The sequence below is a fragment of the Streptomyces sp. Rer75 genome, assembly GCF_013414305.1.
In the GTDB taxonomy this organism is placed as follows: Bacteria; Actinomycetota; Actinomycetes; order Streptomycetales; family Streptomycetaceae; genus Streptomyces; species Streptomyces himastatinicus.
The window spans coordinates 8792129-8807129 of sequence record NZ_CP058693.1; the positions used below are offsets into that span (position 1 = coordinate 8792129).

The 15001-nt window shown below is 73.5% G+C and carries 12 protein-coding genes; 8 read left to right on the plus strand and 4 right to left on the minus strand.

The genetic code is table 11. The features are described 5' to 3' along the window. Position 1 precedes the first annotated feature (1 nt). Positions 2 to 1069: a hypothetical protein gene (locus HYQ63_RS37665; RefSeq protein ID WP_179938160.1), complete on the minus strand. Its 1068-nt coding sequence runs from the start codon at positions 1067 to 1069 to the stop codon at positions 2 to 4. Positions 1070 to 1348: 279 nt separating this feature from the next. Between HYQ63_RS37665 and HYQ63_RS37670 the strand changes: the two genes are divergently transcribed. Beyond that, a complete protein-coding gene (locus HYQ63_RS37670) occupies positions 1349 to 1519 on the plus strand; it encodes a mersacidin/lichenicidin family type 2 lantibiotic (protein WP_179938161.1) in 171 nt (56 codons plus the stop codon). Positions 1520 to 1606: 87 nt separating this feature from the next. Beyond that, positions 1607 to 4954 carry a type 2 lanthipeptide synthetase LanM family protein gene (locus HYQ63_RS37675; protein ID WP_179938162.1) on the plus strand — a complete coding sequence of 1116 codons (3348 nt, stop codon included), beginning with the start codon at positions 1607 to 1609 and terminating at the stop codon, positions 4952 to 4954. 59 nt (positions 4955 to 5013) lie between these two features. Here the strand turns inward: HYQ63_RS37675 and HYQ63_RS37680 are convergent, their stop codons facing one another. Beyond that, positions 5014 to 6552, minus strand: coding sequence for an MFS transporter (locus HYQ63_RS37680; RefSeq protein ID WP_179938163.1), 1539 nt, complete (start codon positions 6550 to 6552; stop codon positions 5014 to 5016). Positions 6553 to 6647: 95 nt separating this feature from the next. Between HYQ63_RS37680 and HYQ63_RS37685 the strand changes: the two genes are divergently transcribed. Continuing rightward, complete coding sequence (locus HYQ63_RS37685; protein WP_179938164.1) at positions 6648 to 7376, plus strand: TetR/AcrR family transcriptional regulator C-terminal domain-containing protein; 729 nt, start codon at positions 6648 to 6650, stop codon at positions 7374 to 7376. A 25-nt stretch (positions 7377 to 7401) separates the two neighbouring features. Here HYQ63_RS37685 and HYQ63_RS37690 read toward each other — a convergent pair whose 3' ends face one another. After that, positions 7402 to 8064 carry a response regulator transcription factor gene (locus tag HYQ63_RS37690; RefSeq protein ID WP_179938165.1) on the minus strand — a complete coding sequence of 221 codons (663 nt, stop codon included), beginning with the start codon at positions 8062 to 8064 and terminating at the stop codon, positions 7402 to 7404. 25 nt (positions 8065 to 8089) lie between these two features. Next, positions 8090 to 9304, minus strand: a complete 1215-nt coding sequence (locus tag HYQ63_RS37695) for a sensor histidine kinase (RefSeq protein ID WP_179938166.1) — start codon at positions 9302 to 9304, stop codon at positions 8090 to 8092. A gap of 107 nt (positions 9305 to 9411) precedes the next feature. Here HYQ63_RS37695 and HYQ63_RS37700 point away from each other — a divergent pair, with 107 nt between their 5' ends. From HYQ63_RS37700 to HYQ63_RS37720, 5 genes are all read left to right on the plus strand, one after another. Beyond that, positions 9412 to 10332 (plus strand): ABC transporter ATP-binding protein, encoded by a 921-nt coding sequence (locus tag HYQ63_RS37700; RefSeq protein ID WP_179938167.1) that lies wholly within the window; start codon positions 9412 to 9414, stop codon positions 10330 to 10332. 41 nt (positions 10333 to 10373) lie between these two features. Further along, positions 10374 to 11108 (plus strand): ABC transporter permease, encoded by a 735-nt coding sequence (locus tag HYQ63_RS37705; protein ID WP_179938168.1) that lies wholly within the window; start codon positions 10374 to 10376, stop codon positions 11106 to 11108. Positions 11109 to 11249: 141 nt separating this feature from the next. Then, on the plus strand, positions 11250 to 11783 hold the full coding sequence (locus tag HYQ63_RS37710; RefSeq protein WP_257232400.1) for an EF-hand domain-containing protein: 534 nt from the start codon (positions 11250 to 11252) through the stop codon (positions 11781 to 11783). Between the two features lie 35 nt (positions 11784 to 11818). After that, entirely contained in the window at positions 11819 to 13633 is a 1815-nt protein-coding gene (locus HYQ63_RS37715) for an acyl-CoA dehydrogenase (RefSeq protein WP_179938170.1), read from the plus strand. Continuing rightward, entirely contained in the window at positions 13630 to 15000 is a 1371-nt protein-coding gene (locus HYQ63_RS37720; RefSeq protein WP_179938171.1) for a cytochrome P450, read from the plus strand. The genes HYQ63_RS37715 and HYQ63_RS37720 overlap by 4 nt, the downstream gene beginning before the upstream one ends. Position 15001 lies beyond the last annotated feature (1 nt).

Here is a 15001-nt window from a genome sequence, read left to right on the forward strand (position 1 = left end):
GTCATCCTTGCCGGGCCATGGCGCGGTTCGCCGGGCGGCCGGAATCCCGGGACGTCGCCCAGGCGACCGTCACATCGGCCATATCCGCGGTGATCCGGCACAGGGAATCCTCGGCGTGGCCGAAGACATTGGTGAGGGGTGAGGAAACGCGCTCCCTCGGCGGCACCGTGACCATCAGCGGTCTGCCGCTGTGCAGCCGGAACGCACGGAGAGCCGCCACCAGATCGCCGAGGACGGCGTCCAGCGCGCGGGCGCAGCGCGCCCACCCGCGGCCGTCGCCCGTGTCCGCGGGCAGCCACGGGCGCCAGGCCAACGGAACGATCCCGGTGCCGCCGTTCGCCGCCCGCAGGTCCCCCGCCTGATCGACCAGCCGCCGGAAGGTGCGGTCCGGGCCCGGCGCGGGCCCGGGCGGACCGGCCCACCCGGCGGCGGGCTCGTCCGCCGCCGGCGGGACCGCGGGCTCGTTCCCGGTCGTCAGCAGCCCGGCTACCCGGTCGGCCAGCAGCGCCAGGAACGTCTCGGTGTAGGGCAGATGCGCCAGCTGGTCCAGATACGGGTCGTGGACCTCGCCGGTCTCCAGGTGCCCGGCCCAGCCCTCCGCCCAGGCGGCGGTGACCGCGGGCAGCCGGGCGACGCGGCGGGCCAGCTCCTCCTCGGCCAGGGCGGTCTCCGGATCCCCGCCCGAGGCGCGGCCGTCCGGCGGCGAGGGGCAGACGACCAGCAGGACCCGGCAGGTGTGGCGGGCGCAGAAGGACGCCAGCCGCTCGGTGAACTCCCGCACCGCCGCCCGCGGGGAGAGACCCTGGTGCTCCCGTCCGCCCGCGTGCCGGAACCAGTCCTCCCAGCGGACCAGGAGGATCACCGTACCGGCCTGCGGCGCGGTCAGCAGAAAGGGCGTCAATTGCCCGTAGGCGGCCCAGGTGATGCGGTCCCGGAACGCCTCGGAAAACGGATGCTCGGTCAGTTTTTCCCGGAACAGGTCGAGGGTGAAGGAACCTGCCACTGCGACGCCGCCGGATTCCCGGTATTCCGGGACGTCAAGGGCGGGGGAACGCAACTGTCCAGCCATGCACAAGCAACCTCCAGAGGGCTGATGTGAGGAGAGGGGAAGAGCGGTGGGGTGCCGCGGAGCACGCGATTCGGGAAGGACGCTACCGGTCGCTCCCATGAATGCACTGCGAAACCGCTATTGCTCTCCTACCGCCCGGGCACCAGCCGGAACGGGCGGGCTTATAGAGCGGAGGTAGGGATTCCGTACCGGTGCGGGTTAGCGTCCGGATGTTTCCACGGCGCCCGGCCCGGAGCCGGGCACCGCGCCGTATCCACGCATTTACGGAAGGGGACTTCGATGAACAGCACGGTGACCGCTTGGAAGGACACCACCTACCGGCAGGGCCTCGCGGTGGAGCCGGGACACCCGGCGGGCACGGTGGATCTGACCGCCGACCTGCCCGACGACAGCGCGATCGGGGCCGCCGAGACCCTCTCCACCCAGCCGTTCTTCGACTGCTGCGGCTGATCCGCCCGCAGGACCCGTGACACCACCGGTGGCCGCCCGAGGGGCGGCCACCGCGTGCGTCGAGGCCGTCGCAGGAAAGGACTTCCCATGCCGTCCAGCCCACCGTCCGGCGGGCACACCGCCTCCCTCGCCCCCGGCTTCTGGGCCGCGGCCTGCTCCGTACGGGAACGCCTCGGCCCGTCCCACCCGTCTCCGGATCCCGCGGACCCGGCCCTGGCGGCGGCCCGACTCGCGGGCTGGCAGGCGCTCGCCCCCTTCCGGGGCCCGGAGGAGCGCTTCACCGACGGGCTCCGCGCGGTTGGGGTGACGGCGCCACTGCTGCACCGGCTGCTCGGCGAGGACCCCGCGGCGCTCGCCGACCGGCTGCCCGGCCCCCCGGCCTGGGCGCAACGGGTGCGCTCGGCCCATCTGACCCCCCACCAGGCGGGTGAGGAGCCGCTGCCCGGCCTGCTGCGGGTCGCCGAGCCCCTGGTACGCCAGGCCCGGGCCCGGCTGCACGAGGAACTGAGCGGCCTCGGTCCCCTCCCCGCGGAACTGGACGGACTGTACGAAGCACTGCGGGCGAGCGTGCCCGTCAACCGGCTCGCCGTTCTGCTGAAGCCCACCATGATCCTGGAGATCAACGTGGCGCGCGTCCAGGGCCGCCTCGCGTCCGGACAGACCGGCGATGAGCGCTACGCCCTCTTCGTCGACTCGCTCTCCACGCCCGAGGAGCAGCACCGCCTGTGGACGGAATACCCGGTGCTGGCCCGGTGCGTGGCCGAACTGCTCGACGGCTGGGTGGCGGACCGCATCCGCTTCGCCCGGCATCTGCGCGACGACCTCGACGCGCTCTGCGGCCACCTGCTCTCCGGCGACCGCCCGGGCGGCGTGGCGGCCCTCCGCTTCGGCCACGGCGATGTCCACCGCCGTGGCCGCTCGGTGTGCCGGGTCGACTTCCGCGACGCGCCACCGGTGTTCTACAAACCGCGCTCGCTCGCGGTGGACGAGCAGTTCACCCGGCTCGTGCACCGCTTCAACGAGGACAGCCCGTACGCCCTGCGCACCCCGCGCACCCTGACCCGCGCCGACCACGGCTGGGCGGAGTGCGTGACGGCCCGCCCCTGCGCGACGGCACCCGGCGTGGCCGGCTTCTACTGGCGCACCGGCGCCCTGCTCGCCCTGGTCCACGCGCTGCGCGGCACCGACTTCCACCAGGAGAACATCATCGCCGCCGGTGAACACCCCGTGCTCGTCGACCTCGAAGCACTGCTGCACCCCACCGCCCCCCGGAAGGCGCAACCCGGTACGCAACCTGGTACGCAGCCCGACGCGGACAGGGACGGGGCGGAGGAGCCCGCCCGCGCCGCCCTGCGCGAGTCGGTGCGCGCCACCGCCCTGCTGCCCGCCAAGGTGGTCCTCGACGGGGCCGCGGCGGGCGCGGGCGCCGCGGACTACAGCGGACTGAACGGAGCCGCGGACCAGCCCTCCGTCGTCCCGGTGCCCGTCGAGAAGAACACCGGGACCGACGAGGTGCACATCGTGTGGGAACACGTGCGCACCCCCGGCGCGGAGAACCGGCCCCGGCTGCCGGACGGCACGTACGCCCGCCCCGCGGACCACACCGCCGACATGCTGGCGGGATTCCGCCACGGCTACGACTGGATCAGCGCCCGGCGCGCGGAACTCCTCGCCCCCGGCGGCCCGGTGGCGGGCTTCGCCCGCGCCCCGGTGCGCTTCCTGCCCAGGGCGAGCTTCGTCTACGCCAAGGTGCTCACCGAGAGCATGCACCCGGACTTCCTGCGGGACGCGCTGGAACGGGAGCGCAGCACGGCCCGGCTGTGCGCCGGGCGCCACGCGGGACCGGCCGGCGAAGCCGTCGTACGCGCCGAGATGGACGCGGTGCTCCGCGGCGACATCCCGCTGTTCGAGGCCCTGCCCGGGTCGCGGAAGCTGCTGCTCGACGACGGGCGGTGGGTGCCCGGCTTCTTCGGGGAACCGGCCCTGAGCGCGGTGCGCCGGCGCATCGAGGCCATGAGCGACGAGGACCGCGCGTTCCAGGAGCGCATCATCGCCGGGTCGTTCGCCGACGGTGTCGACGTCAGCCTGCTGGAGACCCCGCCCGCCCGTCGCCGTCGTACCCGGGTCCGCCACGCCGACCCCGGCGAACTCGTCGCCGCCGCCACGGACATCGGCGACCGGGTACGGCGGCTGGCGATCGTGCGGGACGGCCGGATCGGCTGGATCGCACCGCAGCCGGTGGCCCACGGCGTCTGGGACCTCGCCCCGCTCGGCGAGGACCTTTACGCCGGGCTGTCCGGCATCGGTCTCTTCCTCGCCCGGCTGGGCCGGATCAGCGGTCAGCAGCGCTTCGCCTCGCTCGCGCTGGACGTGGCCGACGAGGTGGTACGCCGGGTCCGCGCACGCGCCGCCGCCCCCGGCGCCACCGGCCGTGCCACCGCGGGCAACGGCACCGACCACGACGACATCGGGGCGTTCGGCAGCTGGATGGGGCCGCTGTACTTCCTGGCCCACCTCGACCGGCTGCACGGCGGCACCCCGCATCTGGCCGCGGTGCGCGAGCCGGTGCTGTCCGCCGCGGAACGGGCCCTGGGCGGCACGAAGGCGTTCGACGTGGTGGGCGGCTCTGCGGGCTGCGCCCTGGTGCTGCTCGCCCTGGACGACGCCGGGCTCGACGTCGACGGACGGGCGGCCGCCCTCGCCCGCCGCACCGCCCGGCACCTGGTCACCGGCGCCGTGCCCGGCGGCACCGGCCGGAGCCTGGCGTGGCCGCACCACCGGATCGACAGCGCCCGCCCGCTCACCGGTTTCGCCCACGGCACGGCGGGCATCGTCACCGCCCTGGCCCGGCTGGCCTCCGTCGCCCCCGGCGAGGGCTGCGCCGCGGCGGTGGCCGGCGGACTGGCGTACGACACCGAGGTGTTCGACGCCGGGGCGGGCAACTGGCCCGACTTCCGCGGCGAGGCGCCCTCGCCCTTCCGGTCGCTGTGGTGTCACGGGGCCGCGGGCATCGGCATGTCCCGGCTCGACCTGATCGGCAGGCCGGGCACGGACGGCCGGGAGGCGGAGCTGGCCGCCGACGCCATGGTGGCGCTGCGACCCGACGCCACCGGCCACGAGGCGGATACCGAAGCCCACCGGCTCACCGGCCGGGGCAGCGACAGCATGTGCCACGGCGACCTCGGCAACCTCGAACTCGTCCTGCTCGCCGAGCGAACCGGGAGGATCCGGCCCGGCCGTCTGATGCGCTCGCTCGGGGAGAAGCTCGACGCCGCCGCGGAGGGGGACTGGGTGTGCGGCTCGCCGACCAGGAGCGAGACTCCCGGCCTGATGACCGGCCTGGCGGGCGTGGGGCACCAGTTGCTGCGGTGCGCCTGCCCGGACCAGGTGCCCTCCGTCCTGCTGCTGCACCCGCCGCTGCCGGACCACTCCTGAGCGGTGGATGCCCCCAGGGCGGCGTCCGGGGGCCGCGCACCCGGACGCCGTACCCCTGCTCAGCCCGGCTGCCCCGCCTCCTCCGACTCCGCTTCCTCCGACTCCGGCTCGGGCGCCCCGGCCCGCGCGGCGCGGCCCGGCAGGGCGAAGAGCGCCACGGCCGCGCCGGCCAGGGCGGCCGCCACCCCGATGGTCATGGTGAGGGACTGGGCGTCGGTGAAGGCCGAACGGGCCGACTCGGCCAGGGCACTTCCGCCCGCGTGGTCCTTCGCGTACGACAGCGTCGCCCCGAGCGAGGACACCGCGTGATCGGGCAGGTCGTCCGGAAGGGCACCCCGGTAGGCGGTGGCGAGCAGACTGCCCAGACCGGCCACGCCCAGCGCGATGCCCAGCTGTTGGTGCGTGTCGTTGAGCGCGGAGCCCATACCGGCCCGCTCCGGGGGAACCGCACCGAGCACGGTGCTGGTGGCCGAGGGCCCCGCGATGCCCGATCCCACACCGGCCAGCGCCAGCCCGGCGGACACCGCCACATAGCCGCTGCCCTCGGACAGCGAGGCGAGCACCGCGAATCCGGCCGCGGTGACGGCGAATCCCGCCACGATGCAGGCCCGGGGCCCGAACTTCGCCGGTGCCCGGCCGCCCACGGTGGAGCCCGCGACGACCCCCGCCGCCAGCGGTATGGCCGCGAGCCCGGTCTCGAACGCGCTGTAGCCCAGGACCAGTTGCAGATACTGGCTCAGGATGAAGAGCGTGCTGCCCGTCGCGACCGTCATCACCGCAACCGCGAAGCTCGCCCCGGAGAACCGCCGGTCCCGGTACAGCCGCAGATCGACCATCGGCACCGCGGAGCGGGTCTGCCGTACGCCGAAGGCGACGAGCGCCACCACCGCCACCAGCACCCCGCCCAGCACCGCGGGGGAGGTGTACCCGTACGCCGGGGCCTCGATCAGGGCCCATACCAGGCCGGTCATCCCCGCGGTGACCAGGACCGTGCCGAGCAGATCCAGCCCGCGGCCGTCCCCGGCCCGCGTCTCGGGCACCAGCCGTACGATGCCCACCAGGGCCACCGTCACCACGGGGACGTTGATCAGGAAAACCCCGGCCCAGCTCCACACGTCGACCAGCGCACCGCCGAGCAGGGGCCCGGCGGCCATGCCCACGGACGCCACCGCGCTCCACACCGCGAAGGCCCGCGGGCGCTCCTCCGCGGGGAACACCGCGACGAGCACCGCGAGCGTCGCGGGCATCACCAGCGCCGCGCCCACGCCCATCAGGGCCCGCATCGCGATCAGCCATTCCACCGAGGGGGCCGCCGCGGCGAGCGCCGACGCCACGCCGAACACCAGCAGCCCCACGACGACGGTGCGCCGCCTGCCGTACCGGTCGGAAATCACCCCCGCGGTGATGAGAAGCCCGGCGAAGACCACCACATAGGCGTCGATCACCGCCTGGAGCCGGCCCGTCGAGGCATCGAAGGCGTCGCCGATGGCGGGCACCGCGACATGCAGAACCGTGTTGTCGATGACGATCACGAGGAGTGCGGCACACAGCGCCACCAGGATCGCCCACCGTCGCGGATGACCTTCTTCGTCGCTCATGGTCCTCCCTCGTTGTGTTCTCAAACAGTGTAGGAATACATCCAGTACTGTAGGAGTAGCGGGCGGGAAACGGCAACGAGGTAGGCTGCGGCCTCGTGAGCGCGAAGCCGAACGGGAACAAGGGAAAGACGACGCTGGAGAACGCACCGGGAGCGGTATGGTTCCGCGCGGAGAAGGCCTCCCGCGCACGGCCTCATCTGTCACACGAACGGATCATCGCCACCGCTGTCGAGCTGCTGGACCGCGACGGCGTGCAGAAACTGAGCATGCGCCGCCTCGCGGAGCGGCTCGGTGCCCATGCGACCAGCCTCTACTGGCATGTGGCCACCAAGGACGACGTCCTCGATCTGGCCCTCGACGCGGTCTTCGCCGAACTCGACCTGCCCGACGAGCACAGCGCCTCCTGGCAGGACGACATCGAGGCGTTCATGACCGGGTTGCGGTCCGTCCTGCTGCGGCACCCATGGGCCGCGGCCCTGGCCAACTCCCGCCCCCTCATGGGCCCGCACGCCCTGCGGTCCTCGGAGTTCGCCTACACCGCGCTCACCACCGGCGGCTTCGACGGGGTGCACCTGTCATCCGCCGCGGCCACCATCACCCACTATGTGATCGGCTCCGCCTCCTCCGAAGCGGTGTGGCGCAAGCGCTCCGACGAGGCGGCCACCCGCTCGGCCGTGGACGCCCACCTCCGCGCCCACATCGACGAATACCCCACCCTCGCAGGCCACTTCCCGCTCCTCGACGAGGACGACTGGGACGCCCACTTCCACCGCGGCATGCGGCTCCTGCTGAGCGGCCTGACCGCACCCGAGGCCCGCGGCTAGGCCGCGTCCGCGACGTCGTGGCGGGTCATCCGCCCGGCGACACGAAGCCGGACTCGTAGGCGGCGATGACCGCCTGGGTGCGGTCCCGCGCCCCGAGCTTCGCCAGCACGGAACTCACATGCGACTTGACGGTCTCGGTGCCCACCACCAGGCGCGCCGCGATCTCCGCGTTCGACAGCCCGCGGGCCACCAGCCGCAGCACGTCCCCCTCCCGCTCGGTCAGCGCGGCACGCTCCAGGGCCGCCCGGCCCTCGGCGCTGCCGTCGTGCTCACCGTACGAGGCGGCCAACTGGCGGACCGCCGCCGGGAACAGCAGCGAGTCGCCCTCGGCCACCAGCCGCACGGCGTGCACGATCTCCGCCGGGCGCGCCCGCTTCAGCAGGAACCCATCGGCGCCCGCGCGCAGCGCCCCGTACACATACTCGTCGTTCTCGAAGGTCGTCACCACGATGATCTTCGGCGGGTCCGGCACCGTGCGCAGGACGGTACGGGTGGCCTCGATGCCGTCCATCAGCGGCATCCGTACGTCCATGGCCACGACGTCCGGCCGCAGCCGCCGCACCAGGGGGATCACGGCGGCACCGTCGGCCGCCTCGCCCACCACCTCGATGTCCGGTTGCGCCTCCAGCACGGCGCGCAGGCCCGCCCTCACCAGAGGCTCGTCGTCGACCAGGAGAACGGTGAGCATCCGCCCAGCATAGGCGGTGCCTTGATCACCGCAGCGGCAGATCGACGTGGACCAGCCACTGGCCGCCGTCCGGTTCCGTCCGGGCCTTCCCGCCGAGCAGCGCCGCGCGCTCACGGATCCCGCGCAGCCCGCTGCCACCGCCCGTGACGGCCGACGCCGCGGCCGCGGACAGGGGGTTGCGCACCTCCAGCCGCAGCCGCGCCTCGTCCACGGCGATGCGGACGCGGACGGGGACGGGACCCGCGTGACGCAGCACATTGGTCAGCGCCTCCTGGAGGATCCGGTAGCCCTCACGGGACACCGGGCCCGGCACCCGCTCCAGCGGACCGGTCACCTCGGCGTCGATCCGCGCCCCCGAGGACCGGGCGGAGTCCAGCAGACGGCCCGCGTCGCCGAGGGCGGGCCGGGCGCCGGGCGGCCGTGCCGTCTCGCGCAAGACCATCAGAACGCGTTCCAGATCCTCCAGCGCTGCCCGCCCCGACTCCTCGATGGTCTCCAGCGCCCGATCGGTGAAATCCGGGTCACCGGCCGTCCGGGCGGCACCTGCCTGCACCACGGCCAGGGTGAGGGCGTGGCCGAGGGAGTCGTGCAACTCCCGTGCGATGCGGTTGCGTTCCAGCAGCCGCTCGGTACGTTCCTCCAGCTCCGCCAGCCGCTCCCTGGGCGACGGGCCGAGCAACCGCCGGGCGGCCTCCGCCATGAGGGCGCCCGCCCCGGCGGCCAGGGCGATCAACACCAGCAGGGGAACCGGTACCAGCAGGGCGTACGCCCAGCCCGTGCCGGACACCTGCAACGGCGCGTCGCCCACGCCGGGCTCCCCTGCGGACGCCCCGGCCAACGACAGGGACAGGGCCATCAACTGCCCCGTCACCAGCGCGACGGCGAGCCCCACCTCCAGGCGCAGCACCAGCCAGGCGCCCGTCCTGGCCCGGTCGCTCCACGAAGCGGACGGAGCGGCCGAGACCCCCGGATCCTCCTCACCGGGCACGCGCGCGTGCGGCCCGGGAAACAGCATCAGCCGCGCCTGGAGCCCCTCCGCCCGGCGCGTCTCGGGCACCATGGCCGCCGCCAGGACCAGGGGGACCGGCAGGACCGCGATCAGCGCCCAGTCGGCCGCCGACGGACGGAACAGCCCCGGATAGATCATGGCGCAGACAAACGGCACGATCGACCCCACCAGCAGATGAAGCCAGCGGGTGTAGGTGACCGCACGCGTCAGCGGCAGCAGGAGGCGCGGCATCCCGCCATCGTGGCAGAGCGGGCGGGGCAGCGGCTCCCCCGCGCGGGGGAGACGGTCTCCTCCGGCGGGGGATGTCCGCCCCCGGCCGCCCGGCCAGGCTTGACGCCATGACCACCATCGACGTGCACGACCTGACCAAGGAGTACGGCAGCACCCGGGCCGTCGACCGGCTCACGCTGAGCGTCGAACCGGGCCGGGTCACCGGGTTCCTCGGCCCCAACGGCGCCGGCAAGTCCAGCACCATGCGCCTCATCCTCGGCCTCGACCGCCCCACCTCCGGCACCGCCACCATCGGCGGCCGCCCGTACGCGACACTGCGCGAACCCCTGCGCACGGCCGGGGCGCTGCTCGACGCCCAGGCGGCCCACGGCTCCCGGACCGCCCGCGACCATCTGCGCTGCCTCGCCGTCAGCAACCGCCTTCCGGGCCGCCGCGCGGACGAGGTGCTCGAGGAGACCGGCCTCGCCACCGTGGCGGGCCGCCGCATCAAAACCTTCTCGCTGGGCATGCGCCAGCGTCTCGGCATCGCCACCGCGCTCCTCGGCGACCCGCCCGTGCTCCTGCTGGACGAGCCCGCCAACGGCCTCGACCCGGAAGGCATCGTCTGGATCCGCCAGCTGCTGCGCCGACTCGCCGAGGAGGGGCGCACGATCCTGGTCTCCAGCCACCTGATGAACGAGACCGCCACCTACGCCGACCACCTCGTCGTCCTCGCCCGGGGCAGGCTCCTCGCCGACGTCTCCATGTCCGACTTCATCGAGCAGCACAGCCAGGCGCGGGTACGGGTGCGCGCGGGCGACCCCGCCCGGCTGCGGGCCGCGCTGCTGGGCGACGGATACACCGTCCTGGGCGATGAGGACGGCGGATGGGTGGTCGAGGGCGCGAGGGCCGAGCAGGTCGGGGCCGTCGCCGCGCGCGAGGGCATCCCCGTCCTCGAACTGGCCGATGAACGCGCCTCGTTGGAGCAGGCATACCTCGCCCTCACCGCGGACGAGGCGGAGTTCGCCGCCGCTGCCCCGACCACCTGACTTCCCTGATTTTCCCGACCACCTGAACAGGAGGCCCGACCATGTCCGTCACAGCGGTGCTGCACTCCGAGTGGCTCAAGATCAGATCCATCCGGGCGAGCTTCGGCTCCCTCATCGCGGTCTTCGCCGCCACGCTCGCCATTACCGTGCTGGTCTTCGCCACCGTCGGCCGGGCGGAGCTGGACGGCACCGAGGACCCCGTCTTCGGCGCCTTCTACGGAATCAACTTCGCGCAGATCGCCGCCATCTCCTTCGGGGCCACCGCCGTCTCCTCCGAGTACGCGAACGGCGCCCTGCGGATCTCCCTGTCGGCCGTGCCGCTCCGGGGCCTGTTCTACGCGGCCAAGACGGCGGCCGTGGCCGGTGCCGGTCTCGCCGTGGGCCTCGCCACCGCCTTCGCCGCCTTCTTCGCGGGCCAGGCGTTCCTGGGCGAGGACGCCATCGGCCTCGGCGAACCGGGAGCGCTGCGCGCCTGTGTCGGCGCGGGGATCTACCTCGCCCTGATGGCCCTGTTCGCCGCGGGACTCACCTTCCTGCTGCGCAGCGCCACCGCGGTGCTGAGCCTGCTCATCCCGTTCATCCTGATCGTGGGCTTCGTGGTCGGAGACATCGCCGGGAGCGCCGCCGACTATCTGCCGGACCGCGCCGGACAACAAGTGCTGCACCAGGCCCCGGAGGGGAGCGTCGGCCCCTGGACGGGCCTCGCGGTGACGGCCCTGTGGGCGGCGGCCGCACTCCTGGCCGGATGGCAGGCCGTGCGCCGACGCGATGCCTGAACGTCACGTGTGAGGCGCGTTTTTCACTCCAAAGAGATTCCATGACGGGTGAATTCTCCTGGCCGCCCTCGGTAATCTTTCATGCGCTTCGGAAAATATTCGAGGCGCGGCGAACTGTCGGCACTGGAGGGTGGGGACCGCATGGGCGCACTACTGGACCAGAAGTATGAAAAGCTGTTCGCCTTGCTGGACGCTAATGGCGACGGAGTGATCGCCGAAGACGACTTCGAACTGATGGGTGGCCGCGTTCTGGCCGCCGTCGATGAGGAGCGCACGGCGGCCAAGGGCAAGGAGTACGCCGACGCGTTGATGACGTACTGGCGGGCCCTGCGCGAGACGGCCGACGCCGACGGCGACGGGCGGATCGACAAGGGCGAGTTCCGTCAGGCCCTGCACCAGGTCAGCGACCACTTCGAGATGCTGATCGGCCCGCTCTACCGGGCGGGCTTCCACCTCGCCGACCGGGATGACGACGGCCTGGTCGGCAGGGAGGACTTCGTCGCGGTCATCTCCGCCGTCGGGGTCCCCGAGGCGGAGGCCGGGGCGGCCTTCGACCGGCTGGCCGAGCACGGCGGGCAGCTGACGAAGGACCAGCTGATGACCGCCGCCTCGCAGTACTACCGCGACGAGGACCCGGCCAACTCGGCGAGCCATCTGCTCTTCGGCGCACTGTGAGCTGAGTCCGCGGCGGGCGGGGGGAGGGGGCGGAGATGGGCACTGCCGTCATGGCGGGCCGGGCACAGGTGTCGCTGCTGACCGAAGTGCTCTTCGACGGGCGATTCGACGATCTGCACAGGCCCTGGACGGAGTATTTCCGTCGGGACATTTTCCGATACCGCGACGGATTGTCGCTGTCGGAGCGTTCCGCGCTCGCTTATGAGCGTTTACGGGTCGTCAATGAAGGAATCGCATCCGTCGAGGAGTTCGTCACGGCGACGGACCGGCTGGTGTCGCTGCACGAGTGGCTGGGAATGGTCGACGGCTCGCTGACCACGCTGGCGACCATTCACTACAACCTGTTTCTCGGCAGCCTCCTCCGCCTCGATCCCCGCCGCACCGTGGACCTCGCACCGTTCACCCGCCTGTGGCGGTACGGCACCGTTCTGATCACCGAACTCGGCTACGGAAACAACGCCGCCGCGCTGGAGACCACGGCCGTCCACCAGCCCGAGGCCGACACCTTCGTCCTGCACACCCCGTCGGCCGGGGCCCAGAAGTTCATGCCCAACACCGGCCCCGCCGGGGGCGGCAAGAGCGGACTGGTCGCGGCCCGGCTGATCGTCCGCGGCCAGGACTGCGGCGTGTTCCTGTTCCTGGTGCCGCTGCGCGACGAGCGGGGGCCGCTGCCCGGCATCCGGATACGGCCCCTCTCGGAGACCCCCGGTTCGGCGGTCGACCATGCCATCACCTCGTTCGACCACGTCGTGCTGGACCGTACGGCGCTGCTGGCCGGTGACCACGCGGACCTGACCGCCGAGGGCGCCTTCCGCAGTGCGATCGGCAGTCGGCGCCGCCGGTTCCTGCGGTCCATCCAGCGCGTCACCACGGGCAAGCTCTGCCTGGCCGCGGCGGCGCTGGGCGGAGCCCGGGCGGCACTCACCATCGCCGTGCGCTACGCCCATCGGCGGCACACCTTCGCCCCGGCGAGCCGGACCGGTGTCCCGCTCTTCGCCTACCGCTGCAACCAGACCAGGCTGCTCGGCGCGGCGGCCCACGCCTACGCGGCGACCTTCCTGCTGCGCGAGGCCACCCGCCACTGCACCGGGCGGGACGACCCCGAGTCGGCCGAGGCGGAGGTCCTCGTCGCGGCGGCGAAGGGCTGGATCACCTGGCAGGCCAGGGACATCGCGATCGAGTGCCGCGAACGCTGCGGCGCCCAGGGGCTGTTGTCGGCCAACCGCATCGTCGACCTGCTCACGCCGATCGAGTCCACCATCACCGCCGAAGGGGACAACCTCGTCATCTGGACGAAGGCCGCCGCCGACATGCTGACCGGGCGCGGCTACAGCCCGCCCCCGGCCCCCGCCGCGCGGACCGGACCGCCGACCGGCCGTACCCACCTGCTCGAGCTGCTCGTGCGGCACGAGCTGTCCTGCCTCCAGCAGGCCCGCAACCGGCTCAGCCGGTCCAGCGACGGCCCGCTGGACCGCTGGAACCAGGCGGTGAACCCGGCCCTGGACCTCGTCGACGCGTACGCCACCCGGCGCGCCGCCGAGGCGTTCCTGACCGCTGTCGACCGCGTCGCCGACGACGCCATGCGCGGCCTGCTGGAGCAGGTCTTCCAGCTGTTCGCCCTGCAACGCCTCGCCCCCCAGGCGGGCCTGCTGCTGGCGGACGGCCACCTCACCGCCGACACGGTCCGCGACCTCGCCCCCGCCGTCGACCGCGTCGCTGCCGCACTGGCCCCCCACGCACCGGCCCTCGTGGAGGCGTTCGCCATCCCGGACGACATCCTCCAGGCGCCCATCGCCACCGACGGTTATGCCGCCGCCTACGACGACCCGGCCGGGCCCTGGCAGCCATGAGCGACGCGTTCACCCGGGAGCCGCCCTGGGACCCCCGGCGCTTCCCACCGGCCTCCCGGTCGCCGCGGCCCGTGCAGACGGCGCGGATGCTCCGGGACCCCCAGGGCTACGCGCGCTCCCTGCGCCGCCGGTTCGGGCCGGTCTTCTCGCTCCGCACCTACCCCTACCGCGGTGCCCTCGTCTGCGCCGCCGACGCCGCGGCCAACCGGGCGGTGCTGACCGACCACGAGCGGTTCACCGGCGGTGACGGCGCCGCCCTGCTGGCGCCCGCGGTCGGCGCCGGATCGCTGATCTGCACGCCGCCGCCCCTGCACCTGACCCACCGCAAGCTCCTGCTGCCGCCCTTCCACGGGGAGCGGATCACCCGCTGGGGGCAGCGGGTGCGGGAGCTCGTGCACACCGGCCTGCCCGAACTGCTGGGCGGTGACGGCGTTCCCGTGCGGCCGTGGGCGCAGCGGCTGACGCTCGACGTCATCCTGAGAGTCGTCTTCGGCCTGACGGACCCGGCCCGCGCCGTCACCTTCCGCCGCGCGCTGAACGCGTTCGTCGACACGGGCAACCTCGCCGTGCTGTTCCTGCCGGGGCCGCTGCGGCGCGATCTCGGGCCGCTGTCGCCGGGCGGCCGCTTCCACCGGCTCCGCGCGGCCGTACGGGACCTGGCCCGCGAGGAGATCGCCGCGCGCCGGGCCGCGCCCGACCGCGCCCACCGCGACGACGTGCTGTCCATGCTGCTGGACGCCCGCGACGAGCACGGCGCCGGGCTGGACGACGCACAGCTGCTGGACGAGCTGACGGGCCTCGTCCTGGCCGGTTACGAGACCACGGCGACCACGATCGCCTGGACCCTGCACCTGCTCGCCCACCATCCCGCCGCCCGCGACGACCTGGTCGCCGACCTCGACGCGGGCTCGGACCGCCTGCTCAAGGCGACCGTCAAGGAGTCCGCCCGGCTGCGCCCCGCCGTCTACAACGCCATGCGCACCGCGGCACACGACACGGAGCTGGGCGGCCACCCGGTGCCCCGGCACGCGTTCGTCGCGGCGCTGTTCCCGGTCACCCACCTCGACCCCGGGTTATGGCCGGAACCCGACGCCTTCCGGCCCGAGCGCCATCTGGGCCCGGACCCGGTGCCCTACGCGCTGACTCCGTTCGGCGGCGGCCTGCGGCGCTGCATCGGGGTGTCGCTGGCCCAGCTGGAGATCGAGACCGTCCTGACGGAAATCCTCGCGACCGCCGTCCCGGAACCGTCCGGCCCCCTGGAGCCGGCCCGGCTCCTCGCGGTGACGATCGTCCCCGCCCGGGGCGGACGGATCCGGCTCCGCTCGCGCCGGGCGCACCGCCCAGCCTCACGCATCTGGGACTTATAGA

What these genes read in the sequence shown, in the direction of transcription:
- HYQ63_RS37690 (WP_179938165.1), bottom strand. Translation starts at nt 8,064, where the DNA reads ATGCTCACCGTTCTCCTGGTCGACGACGAGCCTCTGGTGAGGGCGGGC.
- HYQ63_RS37695 (WP_179938166.1), bottom strand. Translation starts at nt 9,304, where the DNA reads ATGCCGCGCCTCCTGCTGCCGCTGACGCGTGCGGTCACCTACACCCGC.
- HYQ63_RS37700 (WP_179938167.1), top strand. Translation starts at nt 9,412, where the DNA reads ATGACCACCATCGACGTGCACGACCTGACCAAGGAGTACGGCAGCACC.
- HYQ63_RS37705 (WP_179938168.1), top strand. Translation starts at nt 10,374, where the DNA reads ATGTCCGTCACAGCGGTGCTGCACTCCGAGTGGCTCAAGATCAGATCC.
- HYQ63_RS37675 (WP_179938162.1), top strand. Translation starts at nt 1,607, where the DNA reads ATGCCGTCCAGCCCACCGTCCGGCGGGCACACCGCCTCCCTCGCCCCC.
- HYQ63_RS37720 (WP_179938171.1), top strand. Translation starts at nt 13,630, where the DNA reads ATGAGCGACGCGTTCACCCGGGAGCCGCCCTGGGACCCCCGGCGCTTC.
- HYQ63_RS37715 (WP_179938170.1), top strand. Translation starts at nt 11,819, where the DNA reads ATGGGCACTGCCGTCATGGCGGGCCGGGCACAGGTGTCGCTGCTGACC.
- HYQ63_RS37680 (WP_179938163.1), bottom strand. Translation starts at nt 6,552, where the DNA reads ATGAGCGACGAAGAAGGTCATCCGCGACGGTGGGCGATCCTGGTGGCG.
- HYQ63_RS37665 (WP_179938160.1), bottom strand. Translation starts at nt 1,069, where the DNA reads ATGGCTGGACAGTTGCGTTCCCCCGCCCTTGACGTCCCGGAATACCGG.
- HYQ63_RS37710 (WP_257232400.1), top strand. Translation starts at nt 11,250, where the DNA reads ATGGGCGCACTACTGGACCAGAAGTATGAAAAGCTGTTCGCCTTGCTG.
- HYQ63_RS37670 (WP_179938161.1), top strand. Translation starts at nt 1,349, where the DNA reads ATGAACAGCACGGTGACCGCTTGGAAGGACACCACCTACCGGCAGGGC.